This is a genomic window from Clostridium aromativorans (assembly GCF_020908015.1).
Lineage (GTDB): Bacteria > Bacillota > Clostridia > Clostridiales > Clostridiaceae > Clostridium_B > Clostridium_B aromativorans.
The window spans coordinates 96,543-121,017 of record NZ_JAJJPB010000002.1; the positions used below are offsets into that span (position 1 = coordinate 96,543).

The following is a 24,475-nucleotide window of genomic DNA, read 5'->3' on the forward strand; positions in this document are numbered from 1 at the left end:
AGTTTAAACTTTAATAGTATGCCTTCTCTAATAATTTCAGAAGGTTTTTTTGAATTCTGCTGAAAATGAACATTGGCAAATTAGAAGGAATTCGCTGGTTGTTATTGGAATATTATAAGGGAACACAGATGACAGACAGCAGATAATTATTTTGGAGGAAAATGAGCAGATGAAAAATGTAGACAAAAAGAGTGAAGCTTATGATGTAACATCTCTGACTTCTCTGGAAAAATTGGAACCGGTTCGTGTTAGACCCGGCATGTATATAGGTTCTACAGGCAGCCGGGGTCTTCATCACTGTATATGGGAGATATTAGATAATTCCATAGATGAGATTTCAAATGGATTTGGAGATATGGCCTGTGTAACTTTAAATGAAGATGGGAGTGTGTCTGTAGAAGATAATGGCAGGGGGATTCCCACAGGTATCCATCCTGTAAAAAAAATAAATGGAGTGGAAATGGTATTTACACAGCTGCATACAGGAGGAAAATTTAATAATGAGGTCTATAAGACTTCGGGAGGACTTCACGGTGTAGGTGCTGCTGTAGTAAATGCACTATCCAAGTGGATGGAAGTGGAAGTCAAGCGAAATGGGCACATTTATGCTCAGAGATTTGAATATGCTTATGACAGACATCTTAAAAAAGATATGCCCGGGACACCAGTCACTGATCTTAAGATAATAGGAGATACCGATGAAACAGGTACCAAGGTTACCTTTATGCCTGATGAAAGGGTGTTTTCAACAGTAGAGTTCAAATTGGATGTCATAGAGGAAAGACTTCGGGAACTGGCTTTTCAAAATAAAGGTATAACTTTAAAACTCCTGTGCAATTGGGGGGAGAATAAAATACAAAGGGAATATCATTCTGAAAGAGGTCTGCTGGATTTTATAGAATATTTGAATGAAAGTAAGACGCCTCTTCATAAAGAACCCATATTGTTTGAAGGGGAAAGGCATATGGGAGATTTGAATATGGAAGGAGAGGTGTGTATTCAGTTTACCGATTCAACTAATTACCATATAGCAAGTTATGTGAATAATATTCCAACCACCGAGTCAGGAACTCATGAGAGCGGGTTTAAGGCTGGTATGACCAGGGCATTTAAGGAATGGGCCAAAAAACTCAATTTACTGAAGGAAAAGGATGCAGAATTTGAGGGAGATGATCTCAGGGAGGGAATGACCGCCATAGTTAAGATAAGGATAAATAATCCCGTATTTGAAGGCCAGACCAAGACTAAACTTGGAAACGCAGAGGCCTATACCATGATGAATGATCTTTCTTACACTAAACTTTCTGAATGGATAGAAGATAATAGGGATATGGCTTCAGTAATAATAAATAACGCCTTAAATGCAGCCCTGAGGAGGGAGAAAATAAAAAAAATAAACGATGCGGAGAAAAAGAAAGTAGGAAGGGGAACTGCACCACTTGCAGGGAAAATTGCAGTGTGCACTTTGAAGGATCCATCCAAGTGTGAATTTATAGTGGTGGAAGGTGACTCTGCAGGAGGCTCTGCAAAACAGGCCAGGGACAGACGATTTCAGACCATAATGCCTTCCAAAGGTAAGATAATGAATACAGAAAAGCAGAAGCTGGAAAATGTACTTGGAAGTGAGGAATTAAAAATATTCAACACGGCCATAGGTACTGGAATACTTGAAAATTACAGGGAAGAGGATTTGAAGTATGACAAGATTATAATACTCAGTGATGCCGACGTAGATGGATATCATATAAGGGCACTTTGGATGACTTATATATATAGATATATGAGACAGCTTATTTCAAATGAGCACCTGTACATAGCGCTTCCACCTCTTTACAAAGTTTATAAAGAGAGCAGGGGAAAAGACGTGACCAGGTATGCCTATAGCGATGAACAGCTTTCAAAAGCAAAAAAAGAAGTTGGATCCGGGGCACTTGTTCAAAGATATAAAGGTTTGGGAGAGATGAACCCGGATCAACTCTGGCAGACTACTTTGGATCCGGAAAGTAGGACACTTCAGCAGATAACTATAGAAGATGCTGTAAAAGCTGAAAAAATGATATCTCTGCTTATGGGTGACGTAGTGGCGCCGAGAAAAAAATATATGTATAAATACGCAGAATTTTAGGCAATGTACAATTGACAGTGCACAATTCACAATTGTGGTTGATTTTTCGCAGAAAAATCTTCATTAACTGTGAATTGCCAATTGTTCATTGTGAATTGATAATAAGGAGGCTTTTACTTGGCAACTAAAACAGTAATTCCAGAAGATCACAATATAATAAAAATTCCAATAGAAGAAGCTATGCCAGATAATTATCTTCCCTATGCAGTGGAAGTAGCAAAAGACAGGGCGCTTCCAGATGTGAGAGATGGCTTAAAGCCCGTACATAGAAGAATAATATACGGTAGTTATATGTTAAGGGCATTTCCTGATAGGCCCTATTATAAATCTGCCAGAATAGTGGGTGACATACTTGGAAAATATCATCCTCATGGGGATACATCTGTATATGATGCCATGGTCATATTGGCCCAGAATTTCACTACGAGAATGCCCCTTATAGATGGACATGGAAATTGGGGTAGTCAGGATGGAGATAGTGCTGCGGCAATGCGTTATACAGAAGCCAGGCTTACCCCTATTGCCATGGAAATGATGAGAGACATAGACAAAGATGTGGTAAACATGATAGACAATTATTCAGGATCTGAAAAAGAACCTGAAGTGCTTCCGGCAAGATATCCCAACCTGCTGGTAAATGGAGCCTTTGGAATAGCTGTAGGTCTTGCCACCAATATTCCTCCCCATAATTTGAGAGAGGTAATTGGAGCTGCGGCGGCCTATATAGATAATCCGGATATAACCACTGAGGAACTTATGAAATACATAAAGGGACCAGATTTGCCCACCGGAGGGATAATAATAGGGAAAAAATCTCTCCTTTCCGCCTATGAAACGGGCGAGGGGAGAGTGACTTTAAGGGCCAAGACTTCCATAGAGAAGCTTGACAATGGAAAGCTTGCCATAGTCATAACGGAATTTCCCTACAGGAGGAGCAAGGCCAGGCTGCTTCAGACTATTTCTGAAATGACTGCCGATAAAAGGCATGCAAAGATATTTGAACCCATATCTGATATAAGAGATGAGTCCGATAGGAGTGGTATAAGAGCAGTAATAGAATTCAAAAAATCAGCAGATATCAATCTAGTGAAGAAAATTTTAAAATATCTGTTTAAAAAGACAGATCTTCAGTGCAGCATATCCTTTAATATGGTGGCTTTGGCTAATGGAAAACCTCAAACTATGGGACTTAGGACCATATTGAGTTACTATGTTGATTATCAGAAGGAAATTGTAAAGAGGAGAACAAGAAAGGAGCTGGATGCAGCAAATTCCAGGTTTCATATTGTAGAGGGATTCATAAAGGCCATAGGTATAATGGATGAAATTATAAAAACCATCAGGGCATCTAAATCCAAAAAAAATGCTGCCTCAAATCTTATGGATAGATTTCAGTTTACAGCTCCACAGGCCCAGGCTATATTGGAGCTCATGTTGTATAGACTTACAGGACTTGAAATAGTGTCTTTTGAGAAAGAATACAAAAAACTTTTAAGAACAATAAAGAGGCTTACAAAAATATTGGGCAGCGAAAGGGAAGTCCTGAAAATTATAAAAAAGGAATTGGAAGAAATTGGTGAAAAATATGGCGATGATAGAAAAACTGCCATTGTAGAAGAGGATGAAAAAGCCAAAATAGATGAAGAAGAGCTTATGATAGAGGAGAACATAATCGTTACAATGTCCAATGAATCCTTCATAAAAAGAGTTTCTGAGAAAAGCTACAGTAGATCCAGCGGGCAAATTGAAGATATAAAATACAGGGAGGGGGATTTCAATAGATATCTCATACATGCCAATACCAGAGACACATTTATGTTTTTTACAGATAAGGGAAATGTGTATAATTTAAAAGGAAGGGACATTCCTGAATTCAAGTGGAAAGAAAAGGGTGAAAGACTCGACAGCATAATAAGAGGTCTTGATCTGTCCGCGGAAAACGTAATTGCAGTATACAACATGGAGAATTTAAATTTAAAAAAGGATTTTATATTTTTTACTACTATTGGAGGGATAAAAAGGACAAAATTGGAATCCTTTATTACAAATTATGTCAAGATCATGGCCCTTAAGCTAAAAAGTGGGGAAGAACTTGTAGATGTAAAACTTATTGACAGAAACTCTCAGATGAAGTTTATAAAAGTGTCAACAAAGATAGGGCTTGATTTTAAATTAAAAGTGCCGAAGATGGCGACTGAAGATAGAAATATAGTCACTACTAAACTTTTTACCCTGCCAAAAGAAGATAGAGTATTAAATATTCAGTTGTGTGATGAGGATGAGTATAGAAAGTTTCATATAAATGTGAATAAGTCAGGAATGGTCAAAATTTCAAATATGGGAAGAGCCTACAGGAATGTACTCACAAATTCAAGATGTACTGTACTCCTATTTACGGTTGATGGAATGGTGTTTTCCATGCCTGCATTTATGCTTCAAAATATAGGTGCTTCCGGGATAAATGCTGCGAAGCTCATGGGAGATGTAGATGTAAAGGATATACTCAAGATAGTTTCTGTGGAAGACTTCAGCTCAGGATACATATACTTTTTTACTGAAAGCGGAATGGTTAAAAAGACTTCCATGATGGAATTCAAAGATATGGATTTGTGGAACAGGGCATATAAATTTAAGAATAAGGGAGATCTTCTGATAAATGTAGAATATAGCAGTGCTCAAAGTCCCCAGATACTTTTAGTAAGTGATGCTGGGATGGCAATAAAATTCAAGGGGGATTCAGTAAGCACCATGGGTAAATTGGCTTCAGGGGTAATAGGCATGAGTTTAAAGGATGACCAGAAAGTGATATATTCTCTTCTTATAGACAATGAAGATAAGATGAACCGCACCTTGATTTTAAATTCTTTCAAGGGAAATAAAGGAAAAATAAAGTTAAAGAATATATCGCTTCAAAACAGAGCAGGCAGAGGCAGAAGCGTTGTTGTAATGAATTTAGATGACAGAGTTAAGGAAGTTCACTGAAAAGTATTTTGCAGCAAATTTGCAGATAATTTAGAAGTATATTGTAATATTGTGATTATTATATTATAATGTGTATATAATTTAATAAAAGGCAGAGAAAAGAGAGCCGCTTTAAAAAGTCAATATATTTGGCTTCTTTTAAGTAGGCTCTTTTTATAAAAAGAATTATACTTTTATTCAGTAATCGATTTCTTGTGTTCTTTGAAATACCAAATTTATTTCATAATTAGATGTTAATTTAAATTAACATAATTATTAAGTTAGGGGGAATAAATATTATGTCACATGTATTAGCAGAATTTGTTGGAACTGCATTGCTTGTCTATTTAGGAGACAGCGTATGTGCAAACTGTACTCTTAACAAGAGTAAAGGGCAGAATGCAGGATGGATAGTCATAGCAGCAGGATGGGGTTTTGCAGTAGGAATTCCTGCATACTTGTTTTCAAATTTCAGTAATCAGTTCAATCCGGCGCTTACCATAGGGCTGGCCGTAATTGGTAAATTTCCGTGGGCGGAAGTTCCTGGTTATGTCGTAGCTCAAATGGTGGGAGGTATAGTTGGAGGAGTTTTTGTATGGCTTACCTATTTACCGCATTGGGGAATTACAGAGGATAAGGCTGCAAAACTGGGTATATTCTGCACAGCGCCGGCTGTGAGAAATTATCCTGCAAACTTCTTAACTGAGTTTTTGGCTACGGCTACTTTAGTATTTTCTTTAGCTGCGATGGGTACGGTTAAAACTGCCGATGGTATGGGATCTATAATTGTTGTAAGTGCAATTATCTTTGTTCTGGGTTGTGCTCTCGGTGGTCCTACTGGATATGCAATGAATCCAGCCAGAGATTTGTCACCAAGAATTGCACATGCTATACTTCCTATAGCAGGTAAAGGCGATTCAGATTGGGCTTATGCTTGGGTTCCGGTTTTTGGACCTATAGCGGGAGGAATAGCCGGGGCACTGCTATTTGCAGTAATATTCTGATGATAATTGCTTAAATTAATTAAAAAGGAAGTCTTTTTAAATGCCTAAATTTAGAGAAGAACTCATAGAGAATCCTATTATAGCGGCTGTGAGAAATGAAGAGGATTTGGAACAGGCTATTTTGAGCAGGGTGTCCATAGTATTTGTACTCTATGGAGACATATTGAATATTTCACAAATATGTGCGAAACTCAGGAGAAAAAACAAATTGACTTTTATTCATGTTGATTTAGTAGATGGATTAAAGGGAGACTTTGCAGGAATGAGGTATATAAAACAATGTGCAAATCCAAATGGAATAATAAGCACAAAATCCTCTAATATCAAATATGGGAATCAACTGGATTTACTGACGATACAGAGAGTATTTATACTGGATTCACTTTCTCTTAAAACGGGAATAAAGAATATACATGAAAATAATCCTGATGCACTTGAGGTTTTACCTGGAGTAGCAAGTAAAATAATAGGAGTTATTGAAAAGGAAATTAAGATGCCTATTATAGCAGGAGGGCTTATAAAAGAAAAAAAGGATATAATGAATTCTCTGTCTGCAGGAGCTATAGCTATATCCACTACTACTCACAAATTGTGGAACTTGTAAGGTTGATAATATGAGATTGTGGAATTTCAGAAACTAACAAAAGATCAAAAAACTGAAATTCCATGATCTATGTTATGTAAGAATTTAATTTGATAAGACTGTAAAGGAGGATGTAAAATGGCAAAATATATTATGGCGCTGGATCAGGGAACGACTAGTTCCAGGTGCATATTGTTTAATAAACAGGGATTGCCTGTAAGTATGGCTCAGAAAGAGTTCAAACAGATTTATCCGGAAAATGGATGGGTGGAGCATGATCCAACTGAAATATGGGCTACACAGTTTGGAGTGGCAACAGAAGCTCTTCTTAGGGAAAATATAAAAGCTGAGGATGTTGAGGCCATAGGAATAACCAACCAGCGAGAGACCACTATAGTATGGGACAGAAGAACTGGACTTCCAATTTACAATGCTATAGTATGGCAGTGCAGAAGAACTGCTAGCATATGTGATGAAATAAGAGCAAAAGGTTTGGACAAGATGATAAAGGAAAAGACAGGATTGATTTTGGATGCATATTTTTCAGGTACAAAAATAAAATGGATCCTGGACAATGTACCTGGTGCGAGGAAAGAAGCCGAGAGGGGAAATCTGGCCTTTGGAAATGTGGATACCTGGCTAATATGGAACTTGACTAAAGGCAGGGTTCATGTAACTGATTACACCAATGCATCTAGAACTATGCTTTTCAATATTCACGAATTGAAGTGGGATAAGGATCTTTTAGACATGCTTGATATACCTGAATCAATGCTGCCGGAAGTAAAACCTTCCAGCTGTGTCTATGGGGAAACCGATAAGAGCCTGTTTGGAGTAAATATTCCAATAGCAGGAGATGCAGGAGATCAGCAGGCGGCTTTGTTTGGACAGACTTGTTTTCAGCCGGGAACTGCAAAGAATACCTATGGTACAGGATGTTTCCTTCTAATGAATACTGGAGAAAAAGCAGTGGAATCTAAAAATGGTCTTTTGACAACTATAGCAGTTGGAATAGATGGTAAAGTTGAATATGCCCTTGAGGGAAGCATATTTGTAGGTGGAGCAGCAATACAGTGGATCAGAGATGAACTTAGAATGATAAAAACCTCTCCGGAGTCCGAAAAATACTGCCTTGCTGTGAAGGATACCGGTGGAGTATACCTGGTGCCGGCATTTGTGGGATTAGGTGCACCTTACTGGGATGCCTATGCGCGGGGCACTATAGTTGGAATTACAAGAGCAACCAAAAAAGAGCATTTTATAAGAGCTACAGTTGAATCCCTCGCATATCAGACTTATGATGTACTAAAAGCCATGGAAGAGGATTCTGGAATTGGACTTAAGGCTTTAAAGGTAGACGGCGGGGCTTGTGCCAATAATTTCCTGATGAAATTTCAATCGGATATATTAAATGTTAAAGTCGACAGACCTGAAGTTATAGAAACCACTGCGCTGGGTGCAGCTTATCTGGCTGGTATTGCAGTTGGATATTGGAGTGACAGGAAAGAGGTATCTAAGAACTGGGCTATATCCAGAACCTTTGAGCCAGATATGGAGGAAGGAAAAAGAATTGAACTGCTAAATGGATGGCATGAGGCTGTGAAGAGATCCATGGGATGGGCAAACAAATAAAATAATTGTATATATTGTGATCCTGAGATGATATTTCTTTTGTCTCGGGATTTTTTATAATGGTGCATTGTGAATTGAATAATTATGGTATAATTTATTAGAGGTGATTCATTATGAAAAAAGCTATAGTGTTACTTGCTAAAGGCTTTGAAGAAGTGGAAGCTCTTACCTGTGTAGATGTATTGAGAAGAGGTGGAGTGCACTGTATAACCTGTTCTATAAATTTGGATAAAGATGTAGCTGGCTGTCATGAAATACATGTAAGGGCCAATAATATACTTGAGAATACAGATGTAGATAAATATGATGCGCTTATAATACCAGGAGGTATGCCCGGTGCGGCAAATCTTAGGGATAACAGCGAAGTTATAGATCTGGTAAAAAGATTCTATAATGAGAATAAAATAGTAGCTGCCATATGTGCGGGCCCCATAGTATTGAAGAAAGCGGGAATAATTGAAAATAAAAAAGTAACTTGCTATCCCGGTTTTGAAAAAGAACTGGAACCAATCCATTTCAGCCATGATATAGTAGTTCAGGATGGAAACCTCATAACCAGCAGGGGCCCGGCTACGGCCATGTATTTTGCCTTTAGGATTTTACAAAATCTTGCAGATGAGGATATAGTGGAAAATTTGAAAAAAGATATGCTTTTAAATCTGGTGACAGGTTAAATTGTTCAGCCTGACTTCAAGGTAAACCCGTGGAAAGAGAGGATGAAAAGTGAGAGAATATATGCTTGACAATGGGATCAAGCTCTTGTATCAGTATAGGGAGGGAATACTCACTTCACTGTGTATTGGATTTAATGCAGGAGCTCTAGAGGAGAGCGGGCAATTTAATTTTGGGACGGCCCATGCCCTGGAGCATGTCATATCTAAAGGGACGGAACACAGAGATGAAAATCAGATAAATGAGGAATTTGACAATGTATTTGGATTTGAAAATGCCATGACTAATTATCCTTATACCATATATTATGGAACTTGTTTTTCAGATGATCTTGAAAGGGCAGTGAAGCTCTATGGCGATGTGATTCTAAACCCCATTTTTCCTGAAAAAGGTTTTAAGGAAGAAATGGATGTAATACTTCAGGAGTACAGGGATTGGAAAGATGATGCATATCAGCGGTGTGAAGATGCTCTTTTTGGGAACTCCTTTAATAAGAGAAGAATAAGAGAGCTTATAGTGGGGAATGAAGGCAGTATAAAATCCATTACCTTAGATGAGATAAAGAGATTTTACAGTACTTTTTATTTCCCTGAAAATTGTACTGTTTGTTTTTGTTCTTCCCTGGATTTTAAAAGCATAATTTCTATTGTGGACAGATATTTTGGAAAATGGAGAGTAAAATCAAAGATATGTGCTGCAAAAGAACCCGTGTATGAAAAAAATAGGGCTGGTGTATTCCTGGAAAAAGTATCTGGAATAGCCGGTGCCAGGATTCAGTATATATTTGATATTCATGATTTAAGTGAAAGGGAATACAAAGCCCTCTATCTGTTTAACACTGTCTTTGGGCAGGGCACCAGCAGCCTCTTGTTCAGCAGAATAAGAACTGAAAAGGGCATAGCCTATGATTTGGGCAGCAGCATAAAGGATGAAAGGGGCATGAAACTTTTCTCCATAAAAATGAGTACCTTGCCTGAAAATATAGATAGAGCACTTGGCATTGTAAATAGTGTAATAAATGAATTGAAAAATTCGAAAGAGTATTTTAGCAGTGATAAAATAGGAAAAATTGCCAGAAGTCTGGAACTGAAAAGGGAAATTAAAAGAGAAAGATCCATTGAATACTGTAAAGAAGTTGTGGAACACGATCTCATGTATGAGAGATTTGATGATCACTGCAATTCATGTGATGCAGAACAGCTGGATGAAATTAAATGCGAGGATATAGTCGAAGTCATAGACAAAGTTATGAAAAATCCCTCCATACAGATATTAAGAGCACCTTAGATATCAATTTACAATTTACAATTGTCCATTGACAATTGTGTATTGTAAGTTGAAAATTATAAATTGTAAACTGTCAACTGTGAGTTGTCAATTGATATAAGGCTGGTGGTTTGTTTTTGAGTGCAAAATGGATGCTGAGAAGATGCAGAAAAGATATAAAGGCTATTGCTAAAAAATCGGGGATAAGTGAAATTACAGCACAAATTCTTGTCAATAGAGGAATAGTTGATGAAAGAGAAATAGAGAATTTTATAAATCCGTCAATACATAAATTGCTGAATCCCATGCTCATGAAAGATATGGGAAAGGGTACGGATATAATATACAGAGCTATAAGGGAAAATAAAAATATAGCTATATATGGTGATTATGATGTAGATGGAATAATAAGCACATATATACTGTACCGTGGGCTTTTAAGGTGCGGGGCAAAGGTGAAATATCATATTCCGGACAGGATTACAGAGGGGTATGGCATGAATATTCACAGTGTTGAGCAGTTAAAAAATGAGGGAATTGAAGTTATAATAACCTGTGACAACGGTATTTCTGCTTTGGATCAGATTGAAAGGGCAAAAGAGCTTGGAGTTACAGTGGTGGTTACGGATCACCACAATATACCTTTTGATGTTGATGATTCAAAACAAGGTGAAAAGAAATTTCTCATACCGCCAGCAGATGCTGTCATCGATCCAAAACAAAAAAACTGTTCATATCCTTTTAAACAGCTCTGTGGTGCAGGAATAGCTTTCAAATTTGTTCAGGTACTCTATAAAAAATTTGGAATAAAGGAAGAGGAAGCTTGTGCGTTTATAGAATATGCAGCTATAGGAACTATATGTGATGTGGTGGATTTATTGGGGGAAAACAGAATTATAGCTAAAAATGGTCTTAAAATGTTAAATAATACTGGAAACCCTGGTATAAGGGCATTGATCAAAGAGACTTCATTGGATGGGAAAATTATAAATTCCTACCATATAGGTTTTATTATAGGGCCTTGTATAAATGCGACAGGACGCCTTGATAGTGCATCTGTGGCGCTTGAACTCTTGCTGTGCAGGAATTCAGCTGAGGCACAAAAGCTTGCCAAAAAACTTCATGAATTGAACATACAGAGGCAGCATATGACTAATGACAGTTTAAATGCAGTAGTGGAGGAAGTGGAAAATTCTTCCCTAAAAAAAGACAAGGTACTTGTAGTACATAGAGATGATATACACGAGAGCATAGTTGGTATAGTCGCAGGAAGACTCAAAGAAAAATACAATGTACCTTCTATAGTGATAACAAAAAGTGCAGATCAGTCTAAGGGCTCAGGCAGATCCATAGAAGGCTATAATATGTTTGAAGAACTTTTAAAATGCAGAGAATTGATGAATAAATTTGGAGGTCATCCGCTGGCAGCGGGGTTGTCCATAAATACTGAAAATATAGATAAACTGAGGAAGAAACTCAATGAAAACTGTAATCTTACAGATGAAGATATAGTGCCTAAAATTAGGATAGATAAAAGACTTCCCCTTGAAAATGTATCTTTTAAAATGCTGGAGGATATAGAAAAACTGCAGCCTTTTGGAAAGGGAAATCCAGAACCTGTTTTTGGTGAAAAAAATATAGATGTATTCAGGGTATATTTTTTAGGAAAAGATAAAAATGTACTGAAATTATTTTGCCGGCTGAAAAAAAGTTTAAAGAAAATTGATGCTGTGGATTTTAATGGAGGTAAAAAATTTAAAGAATTAGTGATGGAGCGCTATGGTGATAAAAAGGGAAATGAAATTTTAAACAATAAATTTCGCAGCATAAAAATGGATTTTATATTTTCACCATCTATTAATGAATTTAATGGAAATAAAAGTATTCAGATTATAGTAAAAGATTTTAGACTGACTTTTTAATGTGCAGTGTGAATATTATATTTTGTGGGGGGGAAATGTACTTTGAAGAAGATAATTCTAACAGGTGGCGGCTCTGCTGGACATGTTACACCTAATTTGGCACTGGTTCCCAGTTTGAAGGAATTGGGATATGAGATACAGTATATAGGAACCAGAAATGGAATTGAAAGAAAAATAATAGAAGATGAAAAAATAAAATATCACATTATTTCCAGTGGAAAATTGAGAAGGTATTTTGATATAAAAAATTTTACGGATCCCTTTAGAGTACTGAAGGGAATATTTCAGGCCGTGGTTATAATGAGAAGGGAAAAACCAAATATAGTATTTTCCAAGGGAGGATTTGTGTCGGTACCCGTGGTTATTGCTGCATATTTAAATAAAATACCTGTCATTATCCATGAATCGGATATTACACCTGGACTTGCAAATAAATTATCTATACCCTATTGTACAAAAATTTGCGTTACATTTCCTGAATCCCTGAAAAATGTAAAAGGACATGATGCTGTTCTTACGGGAACTCCCATAAGGCAGGAACTCTTAGATGGAAGTAGAATAATTGGAAGAAGGTTGTGTGGATTTACAGATGAAAAGCCAATTCTTCTTATAATAGGCGGGAGTCTCGGGTCCAGATTCATAAACAATACAGTGAGGAATTCTTTAAATGAGCTCCTGAGAGTATTTAATATAGTACACATATGCGGCAGGGGAAATGTGGATAAATCCTTGAATATGCGAAAAGGATATATTCAGTTTGAATATTTAAACAGGGAACTTCCACATATAATGAATGCGGCAGATATAGTTGTATCCAGGGCAGGTGCAAATGTCATATTTGAATTACTTGCACTTAAAAAGCCCAATTTGCTTATTCCACTTTCCAGGGCATCCAGCAGGGGTGATCAGATTTTAAATGCAGCTTCTTTTGAAAAAAGCGGATACAGTATGGTGCTTCAGGAGGAAGAAATGACACAAATGACATTTTTGAATAAAATTAAAGAACTCTATGCATCCAGGAATAATTACATAAATAATATGAAGGCAAGCCCTGTCCGTCATGGAGTGAGTAAAATCATAAATTTGATAGAAAAATGCAGCAATTAACTGAATTGGTGCATAAACATATTCTTAATGAATCTTTTGCCTGCCTGCTTTAGCATAGCAAAATACTTTGTGAAAAAAGTGATTATATTTTGCTTTTTCTAGAAGGAAAAACAGATCCTGTGTAGAAGTATAAATAATAAGAATTATCACAGTGTATTGATATACTGCTGAACAGATAACTTATAAATGATATAAAAGTGAAAGGTGGAGGTAATATATGAAAAACATAGCTGTAATATATTGGAGTAATGGGGGAAATGTAGAAGTACTGGCTGATAATATTGTAAAAGGCGCAGAAGCTGAAGGTGCAAAGGTCACAACAAAACATGTACAGGATGCAAAGGTGGAGGATGTGACTTCTGCAGATGCCGTAGCATTTGGAAGCCCATCTCTTGACAATAACAAGATAGAACAGGATTATATGGCTCCATTTATTAAAGAATTTAAACTTCTTCCTATTCAGGGAAAGAAAGCTGTACTATTCGGATCCTATGGTTGGGATGAAGGTGCATTTTTGAAAGACTGGAAAAAGACTGTAGAAGATTATGGTTTTAAAGTGGTGGGGGAACTTGCAGTTAAAGAAGCTCCTAATGATGAACAGCTGCAAAAAGCTAAGGAACTTGGTAAATTACTTGCAGAATAGTTTAGGCATGTGGGTCATGAAAATATAAATATAGAAGTTCAAAGAACAATTATCAAACAATTGTTCCTTGAACTTTAATAGGATTATTTGAAAGTACGGGAGATGTGGGCTGCTTGATAAAAATTATTGTTTATTTATTAACGATCAGACATCTCCTTTTTTTATATTTTTAAATATCTTTTTTTACTATGTTGAATTCAAAATGAAACTGTATTTTAAAAAAATTGCATCTGTAGTATAGTTTTTATTAACCAATTATGGTTGATAGTAGATAATTGGAACTAAAAAATTTTTTTAAAATCGTTTTATATATTTAAAATTTTGTCGTTTTGCTGTATAGTAAAGTTATAGATCATAAATAAATATAGCTAAATTTTGTACTTTTTAATTAAAATTTTTGCTTCCAGTGTAATTGCTGTACTAATTGTGATATAATTACTGTATTAATTTAAAATTAAAAAGCACAACTATTTATATTTAAAATTTACAATACTAAAAAGGAGAGGAATTTTTTATGAGTAAAATGAAGACTATGGATGGAAATACAGCAGCAGCTTATATTTCCTATGCATTTACCGATGTGGCAGCTATTTATCCGATAACTCCATCATCTCCAATGGCAGAACATGTGGATGAATGGGTAGCTCAAGGTAAAAAGAACATCTTCGGACAGCAGGTAAAAGTTATGGAAATGCAGTCAGAGGCAGGAGCATCTGGAGCAGTACATGGTTCACTTGAGGCAGGAGCCTTGACTACAACTTACACTGCATCACAGGGTTTATTACTTATGATACCTAACATGTATAAAATTGCAGGAGAACTTTTACCAGGAGTATTTCAGGTATCGGCCAGAGCAGTAGCAGCTAATTCACTTAACATATTTGGTGATCATCAGGATGTTATGGCTACAAGGCAGACAGGCTTTGCACTGCTTGCAGAGAGTTCAGTACAGCAGGTTATGGATCTTGCTGCAGTAGCACATTTGTCAGCAATAAAGGGCAGAGTTCCATTTGTGAATTTCTTTGATGGATTTAGGACTTCCCATGAAATTCAGAAAATTGAATTGTTGAATTATGAAGATCTGGCAAAACTTATTGATATGGATGCAGTAAATGCATTTAGAAGAAGAGCTTTAAATCCAGATCATCCTGTAACCCGTGGTACAGCTCAGAATCCAGATATATACTTCCAGGAAAGAGAAGTATCCAATAAATACTATGAGGCACTTCCTGAAATAGTTGAAGATTATATGGCAGAAATAAGCAAGCTTACAGGAAGAGAGTATCATCTGTTTAACTATTATGGAGCAAAAGATGCGGAGAGAATCATAATAGCTATGGGTTCTGTCTGTGAAACTATAGAAGAAGTAATAGATTACTTAACTGCTAAGGGCGAAAAGGTAGGACTTCTTACAGTTCACCTGTATAGGCCATTCTCAATAAAACATTTCTTTAAATATATACCGAAAACTGTTAAAAAGATTGCGGTTCTGGATAGAACAAAAGAACCTGGATCAATTGGAGAACCTCTTTATCTGGATGTTAAAAATGCATTTTATGGTAAAGAAGGACAACCTGTTATAGTTGGAGGAAGATATGGACTAGGTTCCAAGGATGTATTACCATCACATATTCTTCCAGTATTTGAAAACTTGAAATCAGATAATCCAAAGAACGGATTTACTATAAGCATAGTGGACGATGTTACAAACACTTCCCTGAAAGTTGGAGAAGATATAAATACAACTCCAGCAGGAACTACAGCTTGTAAGTTCTGGGGACTTGGATCCGATGGTACTGTAGGAGCAAACAAGAGTGCAATAAAAATCATAGGAGACCATACAGACATGTATGCCCAGGGATATTTTGCATATGACTCCAAAAAATCCGGAGGTATAACAGTTTCCCACTTGAGATTTGGTAAGTCACCGATAAAATCACCATATCTTATAGATAAGGCTGACTTCATCGCTGTACACAATCAGTCCTATGTTCATAAATACAATGTACTTGAGGGACTTAAAAAAGGCGGAAAATTCCTGCTGAATACAATCTGGAGCCCAGAAGAACTTGAAAAGGAACTGCCTGCTTCAGTAAAAAGATATATAGCAAATAATGATATCGAATTCTATACATTAAATGCCGTGAAAATTGCACAGGGAATAGGACTTGGCGGAAGAATAAACATGATATGCCAGGCTGCTTTCTTCAAGATTGCAAATATCATACCAGTAGAAGATGCAGTTAAATACCTGAAAGAAGCAGTTGTAACTTCTTATGGTAAAAAGGGACAAAAAGTTGTAGACATGAACAATGCAGCTATAGATGAGGGCGTCAAATCAGTAGTTAAGATAGATGTACCAGCTTCATGGAAAGATGCATCGGAAGAAGCTGCTGCCACAAGAGAAGTTCCTGAATTCATTCAAAAGATAGCTGATCCTATGAACAGACAGGATGGAGACAAACTTCCAGTAAGCACTTTTGTAGGAATGGAAGACGGTACATTCCCGGCAGGAACTGCAGCTTATGAGAAGAGAGGAATAGCTATATCTGTTCCAGAATGGCAGGTAGACAATTGCATACAGTGTAACCAGTGTTCATTTGTATGTCCTCATGCAGCTATAAGACCTGTTCTCACTACTGAGGAAGAGGCATCCAAGGCACCTAAGGGATTTGAATACAAAGATGCAACAGGAGCAAAGGGACTTAAATTCACCATGGCTGTTTCACCATTTGATTGTCAGGGATGTGGAAACTGTGCAGATGTATGCCCTGCAAAAGAAAAAGCTCTTGTTATGAAACCACTGGATACTCAATTGTATAAAGCAGATGCATGGGATTATGCTATGTCGGTATCTCACAAGGACAATCCTATGAATAAATTCAACGTAAAGGGAAGCCAGTTCGAGCAGCCGCTGCTTGAGTTCTCAGGAGCTTGTGCGGGATGTGGAGAAACTCCTTATGTTAAGCTTGTAACCCAGCTGTTTGGTGACACAATGATGATAGCCAATGCAACAGGATGTTCGTCAATCTGGGGAGCTTCTGCACCGACAACTCCATATACTAAAAATTACAGAGGACACGGTCCTTCCTGGGCTAACTCATTATTTGAGGACAATGCTGAATATGGACTGGGCATGGTTCTTGGAGTAAAACAGACAAGAGAAAGACTTGAGATCAGCATAAAAGAAGCTCTTAAAGGTAGTTTAAGTGCAGAACTTAAAGCTGCTTTTGAGGATTGGATTGAAAATATAGACAATGGCCAAGGCACAAGGGAAAGAGCTGATAAGATAATAGCTTTACTTGAAAGTGAAAAGGGAAATGACCCTGTATTAAATGAAATTTATGAAAACAGAGATTTCCTTATCAAGAGATCCCACTGGATAATCGGCGGAGACGGCTGGGCTTATGATATAGGATACGGCGGATTAGATCATGTACTGGCATCTGGAGAAGATGTAAATGTACTTGTACTTGATACAGAAGTTTATTCAAATACAGGCGGACAGTCTTCAAAATCCACTCCTGCAGCAGCTGTAGCTAAGTTTGCAGCAAGTGGTAAGAAGACTAAGAAAAAGGATCTTGGAATGATGGCTATGACTTACGGATATGTATATGTAGCTCAGATTTCCATGGGTTCAGATAAAGCTCAGGCTCTTAAAGCAATAAAAGAAGCAGAAGCTTATAAAGGACCATCACTTGTAATAGCTTATGCTCCATGCATCAATCATGGATTGAGAGCTGGCATGGGCAAGAGCCAGAGAGAAGCTAAGAAAGCTGTTGATTGTGGATACTGGGCACTTTACAGATATAATCCTGAATTAAAGGCGGAGGGCAAGAAATCATTCAGCCTTGATTCCAAGGAGCCAACGACAGACTTTAGAGAATTCTTAATGGGTGAGGTTAGATACTCTTCACTTGCTAAACAGTTCCCTGATAAAGCAGAAGCTCTGTTTGCAAAGACAAAGAGAGATGCACTGCAGAGAATTGAAGGATACAAGAAACTTGCAAATGCAGAATAATAGCTAAAAGACATCGGGCATGAATTGCCCGGTGTTTTTTTGGCTTAACTGATAATTTTTTATTTTTAACTAAAAAAAGCTTTTATTATATTGTAATTAAGGGTAAAATTAAAACATAACAATAAAAGAGGAGGTGAATATCCCGGTAGGATCAAGACTACAAGTTATAGCTCTGTAAGATACAGGAAAATTTTGTAATTGGGTTATAATATTGATAGGATATCCACCTTAAAGGTTACCGGGCATATGTTATGAATGAAGAGGATTTAAATAAGAAGAGCTGCAATAGCGGCGATGAAGTAGAAGAAGCTTGTGATGAAAGGGTTCATGATTGCGGCTGTGGGTGTAGCGACTGCGGAGAGCATGAATCATTAGTAGTGGATCTGGAAGATGAAAATGGAAACATAGTTCCCTGTGAAGTGGTTGATGGATTTGAATTCAAGGAAAATGAGTATGCTATAGTTCAGAATCCGCAAAATGGAGCTGTATATCTATTTAAAGTAGAGGGAGAAGGTCCGGCAGGTGAGCTTGTTATCCCTGAGGAGGAAGAATTCAAGGAAGTTTCAGCTTATTACCAGCAGCTGTCACAGGAATAAGCAAGAATGAATATCAAAGTTCAAAGTTTAAATATCAAATTTGGTGGATTTTAGGGCTTAGGCGAAAATCTTCACTATTTGATATTTGTTCTTTGAACTTTGTACTTTAATTGTCAATTGTGCATTGTGCATTGTCAATTGTATATTGACTTCACTTCCAGTTCAGCACCTTGATATTGTATGGATTGCTTTTTTTATGATTTATGAGGTATGGATTTCCAACTATATTAAATAATGGCAGATCTGCTAGGGAATCGGAGAACATATAGGAGTTCTTGAAGTCAACTTCCAGACCGTCTTTTTTTAAAGACTCCATAAGTCTTCTCACCTTTTCCTCACCCTTACAGTTTTTACCGGCTATTTTATTGTAGTGTTTCCCGTTTTTAATGGAAAATATGGTACCTATTATTCTGTCAACATATTCTATTCTATACAATTCTTTCAAATAGAATTCCGCTGAAGCAGAAATCAGATATATCTTACAGCCTTTATTTTTCAATTTTTTCATAGTATCTAAGCCATCTCTATATAATATCTTACACATTCTTTTTTCGTAGAATTCTGCCGTCAGGCATTTCATCTTTTCCTCACTTATGCCGTTTATAAATGAAATAAAATTTTCCTTGGCCTTTTTTGCAGTGAACAATCCTATTACGAATAAAAAAGCAGAAATGATGCTGAAAGGTGCATACACTATGAGCTTTGGATCTTTTTTCACCATGAATATGTAAAATTCCATAAGGGTTTCCCGGCTGGTTAAAGTAAAATCAACGTCAAATATAGCAAGTTTTGTCAAATAATCACCCCATCTATTCTTTAAGCAGTAAACCTTGTTCTTTTCTATAATATCATATGGATAACTTGATTGAAAAGATAATTTAACTATGATATAAATTGCAGGCAGTAACAAAGTCACAATATCTGATATTTGAGCCTTGAACAAGGTAGGAAATTGTTCAGGATAATGATAAAATGTAATTATAATATTAATATTTTATTAAATTTTAAAGAAGGGGTTTACAATGAGTGAATGTGTTAGTAACTTTTTTTTATACAATGATGAAATAAGAAAAAGGGAGGAATTTGAAGATAATATATTTAAAGAGGGAAAGTCCCTGTATGAAGTAATTCGAATAATAGACGGAAAACCTTTATTTTTAAAAGCTCATCTGGATAGACTGAACAATTCTTCTAATATAACAGACTTAAAACTGTGGCTCGGCAGAAAAGAAATTGTGGACAGTATCTTTAAATTGATACATATAAATGAAATTTACAGCGGCAATGTAAAGCTTATATTTAATTTTTATAAAAATAATAAGTTTTTGGCATATTTTGTAGAACACCATTATCCAACTTCAAGGGACTATGAAGTGGGGGTGAAAACCGATTTTTTTCACATTGAAAGAGAAAATCCAAATGCCAAGGTGATAAATAGGAAGTTTAAGGTCCGGGTGAATAAGAAGATAACGGAAAGCGGTATATTTGAAGCAGTACTTGTGGATGATGAAGGTAATATAACTGAAGGCAGCAAGTCCAATATATTTATGATAAAAGGTGAAAAGGTTATAACGGCACCTTTTAAAAGGGTACTGCCCGGGACTACCAGAAATATTATAATGCAGATCTGCCTTGGATTGGGATTGGAGGTACTTGAGGAAGATGTGAATTACAGGGAAATAGATAAATTTGACGCCATATTTATATCAGGCACTTCTCCCAAGGTACTTCCTGTAAAGAGCGTGGGAAATATTGAATTTAATTCTTCAAATAATAAAATACTACTTCAAATAATGGGGGCATATAACGAGAAGATAAGAAAGGATATAGAGAATTTTGTGTTTTAAATAAACAGGGGAGTGATTGTTTAAGATGAAAAAGATATTTAAGGGAGTTTCACTGGAAGACTGTTTGAAATCCGCCAGTTATGAGTTAAATAAACCCAAAGAACAGTTAAAATATAAAGTGTTAAAGCAGAAAAAATCCTTTTTTAAAAAGAAGACGGTAATTGAAGTCTTGATAGATGATGACGAAAAAGATATGGCACCTTTAAAGTCCTATGAGAATAATGGAACCATCAAAGTGGTTAAGGGGAAGGTAATTGTAAAAGATCCTGCAGCGGACGGGAAACCTGCAGTAATTTGTAGAAGTAAGCATATGTCGATTTCTGTAGATGGGGCTGAAGTTGAAAAAAAGTGTGAAGTTTTTTCAAACAGCAGTATAGAAGTGACTTTTCATAAGGATGAACCCAGAAGAGAACTCAACATGCACGTGTCCTATGATAAAATGAAGGCTTACGCGGAAGTTAAATATATACCTGAAAATAAATACGCATTGAAGGATATGGAAGAAAGCCAGAAAGCCAGCTTGAAAACTGAAATATTAGAGAGTGTTTCCCCTGCTAAATACACTGTGGAAGAAATTAAAGAAGAATTATCCAATAATAAAGTAGTTTATGGTATAATAGAAGAAAATTTGAAAAAAGCTGTAGAAATTAGTGAGAGGGTTCTTGTAGCACAGGGAAAGGAACCTGTAAATGGAAAAGATGATCTAATAGAAGTGAAATTTAAAACTTTTGCAGACCTGGAAGAGGATGTGGGAGGCAATGTGGATTTTAAAAGCATAGGAGCTGTAAATGCAGTAGAAAAGGGAGATGTAATTGCAGTAAGACATGTGGGCACTAAAGGTGAAAATGGATATGATGTATACGGGAAAATAAAAAAGTGTAAAAATGGAAAGCAGTTGAAGCTCAAAGCTGGAACCGGCTGCCTTCTTAAAGATGAAAATACAGTTGAAGCAGCTGTCAGCGGAAAACCTTCTGTAAATGGGAATACTTTTTATGTCCATCAGGTCCATGAGATCAATGGCGATGTGGATCTGAGTACTGGAAATGTAAAGTATATAGGAGATATAGTTGTACACGGTGATGTAAAAGAGGGAATGGAAGTGGAGTGTGGAAATGACCTTGTCATAGACAGGGAAGTGGAGAGAGCTACTATAACTGCATTAGGCGATGTAGCTGTAGTTGGCAGTGTTGTTGCATCGAAAATATGCGGTGGAGGAGAAAATGTAACAAAGCTCCATGCTCTGGAACATCTGAAAAAATTCAATGAGAATTTGACCAAATTAATTGAAGTGGTAAAGGAGATAAAATCCTATGATTTGCTTGGACGCGATAAAAGTGATGGAGAAATAATAAAAGTACTATTGGAAAATAAATTTAAAGTTCTTTTGAGGTTGGGTATAAATGTAATTGCAGATTTGAACACTCAAAATGAAGAGGATGGAGAAGATGAAATAGTTAGATATATAAGGACAAAACTTATGGGAATAGGACCTATAAGTATAAAAAATTATTTGGAATTAAATGAGTTGATAGATGAAATAAGTGATAAAATAAAGTATTTTGAGGATACCCTTGCGCTTCCGGTAAACGTGAGTTTATCATACTGCCAGGACTCAAATATACAGAGTTCGGGTAATGTAATAATTACAGGAAAAGGAGAATATGTATCGACTATTACAGCTAATGATTCTATTGAATTTGCAAGGGAAGGAAGTGTGGCAAGAGGAGGAATTCTAAAATCTCAGAGGGAGATCAAATGCAAGGTTGTTGGGAGTATGGCAGGAGTGTCTACAAAACTCCAGGTAGGAAGCAAGGGCCATATATGGGCTGATATAGCTTATCATAATACTGTATTTAAAGTGGGAAACAGGGAGATGGTTCTGGATTCACCAAGTAAAAGTGTACATGCTTACTTAAAGGACGGACTTATAGTAGTAGATAAATTCGTCCTGTAAAAGTCATAGATTATTTTAAAATAATTAAGGAGGATTTTTGACAATGGGCAATAAGGAAATAAAAGTGTTGATATTTAGTATAGGCGAAGAATACTATGCTACAGATATTATGGAGATAGAGAGAATTTTAGGATATGAAGAAACTACAAAATTGCCTGATTCACCTGATTTTGTGGAGGGGGTAATAAATTATGAGGGAAATATACTTCCTGTAATATCCCTTGCTAAAAAGTTTGGACTTGAATCCCAGCAGAAAAAGGATCAGGCTAAGATCATAGTTACAAAGCAGGATGAAAATAAAATAGGCGTAATAGTTGATGTAGTATCTGAAGTAAGAGATATAAATACCGATAATATAGAAGTACCACCTGAAATAATAGCGGGAATATCAAAAAGATATATCAAGGGACTTATTAAAATAGATGATAAGATAGTAATATTTTTAAATATGGCAAGGATATTGACGGAGAAGGAAAAGGAACTCATATAATTTAAATTGAAAGGTTGCATATTTATGGAGGGAAAAGAAATAAAGGTAGGAATAGCAGACATGAATACAGCCGGTTCCCCAGATAAAATTATAACCATTGGTTTGGGTTCCTGTGTGGGCATAGCACTGTATGACGATAAAATAAGTGTAGGAGGATTGGCACATATAATGCTGCCGGACAGCACTCAATTCAGCAATAAAAAGAATCCCATGAAATTTGCTGATTTGGCTATCCCTCTGCTCATAGAAAAATTGGAGAAATTAGGTGTAAATAGAAAGAACTTAAAGGCAAAAATAGCGGGAGGAGCATCCATGTTCAACTTTTCAGATAAAAGCATGATTATGGATATAGGAAATAGAAATGGAAATGCTGTAAAACATATACTAGAGGAGTACTCTATTTCCATATTGGCGGAAGATCTGGGGGGCAATAAAGGAAGAACCATGATATTTGATACTTACGATGGCAGGGTTAAGATAAAGACAGTAGGAATAGGAATAAAAGAAATTTAAAGGTTAATGGAGTGATAGCAATTTGGAGGAAATTAAGGTTTTAGTAGTAGATGATTCTGCGCTTATGAGGAAAATAATTTCGGATATGATAAACAATAATCCATCTATGGAGGTCATAGGCACTGCAAGAAATGGTGAAGATTTTTTAGACAAGCTTTCCACGAATTTTTGGAAAGGCATGCCTGATATAATAACCCTTGATGTGGAAATGCCAAAGATGGATGGTATAACTGCCCTCGGTGAGTTGAAGAAAAGAGGTATTGAAATACCTGTAATAGTTTTAAGCAGTATCTCCAAAGAAGGTACGAAGCTTACTATGGAATGCCTTGAAGCAGGTGCATTTGATTTTCTGCCAAAGCCGTCCGGCACCATATCTCTAGATATAAATAAAGTCCAAGCTGAACTCATAAAGAAAATAAAGGCAGCTTATAGAAATGTAAGCAGGATAAAAAATATACCAGATCCAGTTTATAAAGATGAAGGCCCTAAAAGGGCAGCTGCTGATTACATAAAGGCAGATCCGGGAAATGAAATGGACGGTGGAATTGAGCTCAGGAGAAATGTAGATGCCGTAGTAATAGGAGCTTCTACAGGAGGACCCAAAGCGCTGTATACAGTCATAACGCAATTCCCAAAAGACATGGGGGTGCCTGTATTTGTGGTGCAGCATATGCCTGTAGGATTCACAAAAGCTTTTGCAGAAAGACTTGATTCCAATTCAGATATAAAAGTGATGGAAGCACAGAACGGCATAGATGTAATGAAAAATACTGTTTACATAGCTCCGGGCGGATTTCACATGGAAGTCTGGAGGGACAGAAAAATACATTTAAATGAAGAACCTGCCATATGGGGGGTAAGACCTGCAGTGGATAAGTTATTTTTATCTGCTTCGAGGGTATATGGAGAGAATATCATAAGTGTGGTTTTAACTGGCATGGGAAGAGACGGTGCAAATGGAACCGTCGAGATCAAGAAAAGTGGTGGAATCACCATAGCAGAAGATGAATCCACCTGTACTATTTACGGCATGCCTAAGGCAGCTTATGCCACCGGCAAGGTAGATTTGGTCCTGCCCATAGATAAAATAGCAGACGAAATTTTGAAGATAATAAAGCTCGGCAGGAGGTAGACTTATG

18 protein-coding genes are annotated in these 24,475 nt (G+C 36.6%); 17 read left to right on the forward strand and 1 reads right to left on the reverse strand.

Annotated elements, in window-relative coordinates; genetic code table 11:
• The first annotated feature begins 169 nt into the window (after positions 1–169).
• From LN736_RS03125 to LN736_RS03180, 12 genes are all read left to right on the forward strand, one after another.
• Entirely contained in the window at positions 170–2,125 is a 1,956-nt protein-coding gene (locus LN736_RS03125) for a DNA gyrase/topoisomerase IV subunit B (protein ID WP_150355777.1), read from the forward strand.
• A 117-nt stretch (positions 2,126–2,242) separates the two neighbouring features.
• The gene (locus LN736_RS03130; protein WP_229980828.1) at positions 2,243–5,107 is read left to right on the forward strand and encodes a DNA topoisomerase IV subunit A; all 2,865 of its coding nucleotides are present in this window, start codon (positions 2,243–2,245) and stop codon (positions 5,105–5,107) included.
• A 278-nt stretch (positions 5,108–5,385) separates the two neighbouring features.
• Positions 5,386–6,090, forward strand: coding sequence for an MIP/aquaporin family protein (locus LN736_RS03135; protein WP_229980829.1), 705 nt, complete (start codon positions 5,386–5,388; stop codon positions 6,088–6,090).
• Between the two features lie 40 nt (positions 6,091–6,130).
• Positions 6,131–6,694, forward strand: coding sequence for a glycerol-3-phosphate responsive antiterminator (locus LN736_RS03140; protein WP_150355734.1), 564 nt, complete (start codon positions 6,131–6,133; stop codon positions 6,692–6,694).
• Positions 6,695–6,811: 117 nt separating this feature from the next.
• Complete coding sequence (gene glpK / locus LN736_RS03145) at positions 6,812–8,305, forward strand: glycerol kinase GlpK (protein ID WP_150355735.1); 1,494 nt, start codon at positions 6,812–6,814, stop codon at positions 8,303–8,305.
• A gap of 113 nt (positions 8,306–8,418) precedes the next feature.
• Positions 8,419–8,979 carry a DJ-1 family glyoxalase III gene (locus tag LN736_RS03150; protein ID WP_179977044.1) on the forward strand — a complete coding sequence of 187 codons (561 nt, stop codon included), beginning with the start codon at positions 8,419–8,421 and terminating at the stop codon, positions 8,977–8,979.
• Between the two features lie 49 nt (positions 8,980–9,028).
• Positions 9,029–10,264, forward strand: a complete 1,236-nt coding sequence (locus tag LN736_RS03155; RefSeq protein ID WP_179977045.1) for a M16 family metallopeptidase — start codon at positions 9,029–9,031, stop codon at positions 10,262–10,264.
• 116 nt (positions 10,265–10,380) lie between these two features.
• Complete coding sequence (gene recJ, locus LN736_RS03160) at positions 10,381–12,165, forward strand: single-stranded-DNA-specific exonuclease RecJ (RefSeq protein ID WP_179977046.1); 1,785 nt, start codon at positions 10,381–10,383, stop codon at positions 12,163–12,165.
• Between the two features lie 42 nt (positions 12,166–12,207).
• Complete coding sequence (locus tag LN736_RS03165) at positions 12,208–13,272, forward strand: undecaprenyldiphospho-muramoylpentapeptide beta-N-acetylglucosaminyltransferase (protein WP_150355739.1); 1,065 nt, start codon at positions 12,208–12,210, stop codon at positions 13,270–13,272.
• Between the two features lie 217 nt (positions 13,273–13,489).
• Positions 13,490–13,915: a flavodoxin gene (locus tag LN736_RS03170; protein WP_150355740.1), complete on the forward strand. Its 426-nt coding sequence runs from the start codon at positions 13,490–13,492 to the stop codon at positions 13,913–13,915.
• A gap of 514 nt (positions 13,916–14,429) precedes the next feature.
• On the forward strand, positions 14,430–17,936 hold the full coding sequence (nifJ, locus tag LN736_RS03175) for a pyruvate:ferredoxin (flavodoxin) oxidoreductase (protein WP_229980830.1): 3,507 nt from the start codon (positions 14,430–14,432) through the stop codon (positions 17,934–17,936).
• Between the two features lie 251 nt (positions 17,937–18,187).
• Entirely contained in the window at positions 18,188–18,532 is a 345-nt protein-coding gene (locus tag LN736_RS03180; protein ID WP_229980832.1) for a DUF1292 domain-containing protein, read from the forward strand.
• Between the two features lie 151 nt (positions 18,533–18,683).
• Here the strand turns inward: LN736_RS03180 and LN736_RS03185 are convergent, their stop codons facing one another.
• Positions 18,684–19,328: an HAD-IB family hydrolase gene (locus LN736_RS03185; RefSeq protein WP_229980834.1), complete on the reverse strand. Its 645-nt coding sequence runs from the start codon at positions 19,326–19,328 to the stop codon at positions 18,684–18,686.
• A 226-nt stretch (positions 19,329–19,554) separates the two neighbouring features.
• On the opposite strand from LN736_RS03185, the gene LN736_RS03190 reads away from it, so the two are divergent.
• From LN736_RS03190 to LN736_RS03210, 5 genes are read left to right on the forward strand one after another with little or no spacing between them, the layout of a single operon-like run.
• Positions 19,555–20,379 carry an aminotransferase class IV gene (locus LN736_RS03190; protein ID WP_229980836.1) on the forward strand — a complete coding sequence of 275 codons (825 nt, stop codon included), beginning with the start codon at positions 19,555–19,557 and terminating at the stop codon, positions 20,377–20,379.
• Between the two features lie 25 nt (positions 20,380–20,404).
• On the forward strand, positions 20,405–22,333 hold the full coding sequence (locus LN736_RS03195) for a DUF342 domain-containing protein (RefSeq protein ID WP_229980838.1): 1,929 nt from the start codon (positions 20,405–20,407) through the stop codon (positions 22,331–22,333).
• Positions 22,334–22,376: 43 nt separating this feature from the next.
• Positions 22,377–22,823 (forward strand): chemotaxis protein CheW, encoded by a 447-nt coding sequence (locus tag LN736_RS03200; RefSeq protein WP_150355749.1) that lies wholly within the window; start codon positions 22,377–22,379, stop codon positions 22,821–22,823.
• Positions 22,824–22,847: 24 nt separating this feature from the next.
• Complete coding sequence (locus LN736_RS03205; RefSeq protein ID WP_179977050.1) at positions 22,848–23,336, forward strand: chemotaxis protein CheD; 489 nt, start codon at positions 22,848–22,850, stop codon at positions 23,334–23,336.
• A gap of 22 nt (positions 23,337–23,358) precedes the next feature.
• Positions 23,359–24,468: a protein-glutamate methylesterase/protein-glutamine glutaminase gene (locus LN736_RS03210; protein ID WP_229980840.1), complete on the forward strand. Its 1,110-nt coding sequence runs from the start codon at positions 23,359–23,361 to the stop codon at positions 24,466–24,468.
• Positions 24,469–24,475: the final 7 nt, after the last annotated feature.

What these genes read in the sequence shown, in the direction of transcription:
- nifJ (WP_229980830.1), top strand. Translation starts at nt 14,430, where the DNA reads ATGAGTAAAATGAAGACTATGGATGGAAATACAGCAGCAGCTTATATT.
- LN736_RS03200 (WP_150355749.1), top strand. Translation starts at nt 22,377, where the DNA reads ATGGGCAATAAGGAAATAAAAGTGTTGATATTTAGTATAGGCGAAGAA.
- LN736_RS03140 (WP_150355734.1), top strand. Translation starts at nt 6,131, where the DNA reads ATGCCTAAATTTAGAGAAGAACTCATAGAGAATCCTATTATAGCGGCT.
- LN736_RS03125 (WP_150355777.1), top strand. Translation starts at nt 170, where the DNA reads ATGAAAAATGTAGACAAAAAGAGTGAAGCTTATGATGTAACATCTCTG.
- LN736_RS03170 (WP_150355740.1), top strand. Translation starts at nt 13,490, where the DNA reads ATGAAAAACATAGCTGTAATATATTGGAGTAATGGGGGAAATGTAGAA.
- LN736_RS03135 (WP_229980829.1), top strand. Translation starts at nt 5,386, where the DNA reads ATGTCACATGTATTAGCAGAATTTGTTGGAACTGCATTGCTTGTCTAT.
- glpK (WP_150355735.1), top strand. Translation starts at nt 6,812, where the DNA reads ATGGCAAAATATATTATGGCGCTGGATCAGGGAACGACTAGTTCCAGG.
- LN736_RS03190 (WP_229980836.1), top strand. Translation starts at nt 19,555, where the DNA reads ATGAGTGAATGTGTTAGTAACTTTTTTTTATACAATGATGAAATAAGA.
- LN736_RS03205 (WP_179977050.1), top strand. Translation starts at nt 22,848, where the DNA reads ATGGAGGGAAAAGAAATAAAGGTAGGAATAGCAGACATGAATACAGCC.
- LN736_RS03195 (WP_229980838.1), top strand. Translation starts at nt 20,405, where the DNA reads ATGAAAAAGATATTTAAGGGAGTTTCACTGGAAGACTGTTTGAAATCC.
- LN736_RS03150 (WP_179977044.1), top strand. Translation starts at nt 8,419, where the DNA reads ATGAAAAAAGCTATAGTGTTACTTGCTAAAGGCTTTGAAGAAGTGGAA.
- LN736_RS03180 (WP_229980832.1), top strand. Translation starts at nt 18,188, where the DNA reads ATGAATGAAGAGGATTTAAATAAGAAGAGCTGCAATAGCGGCGATGAA.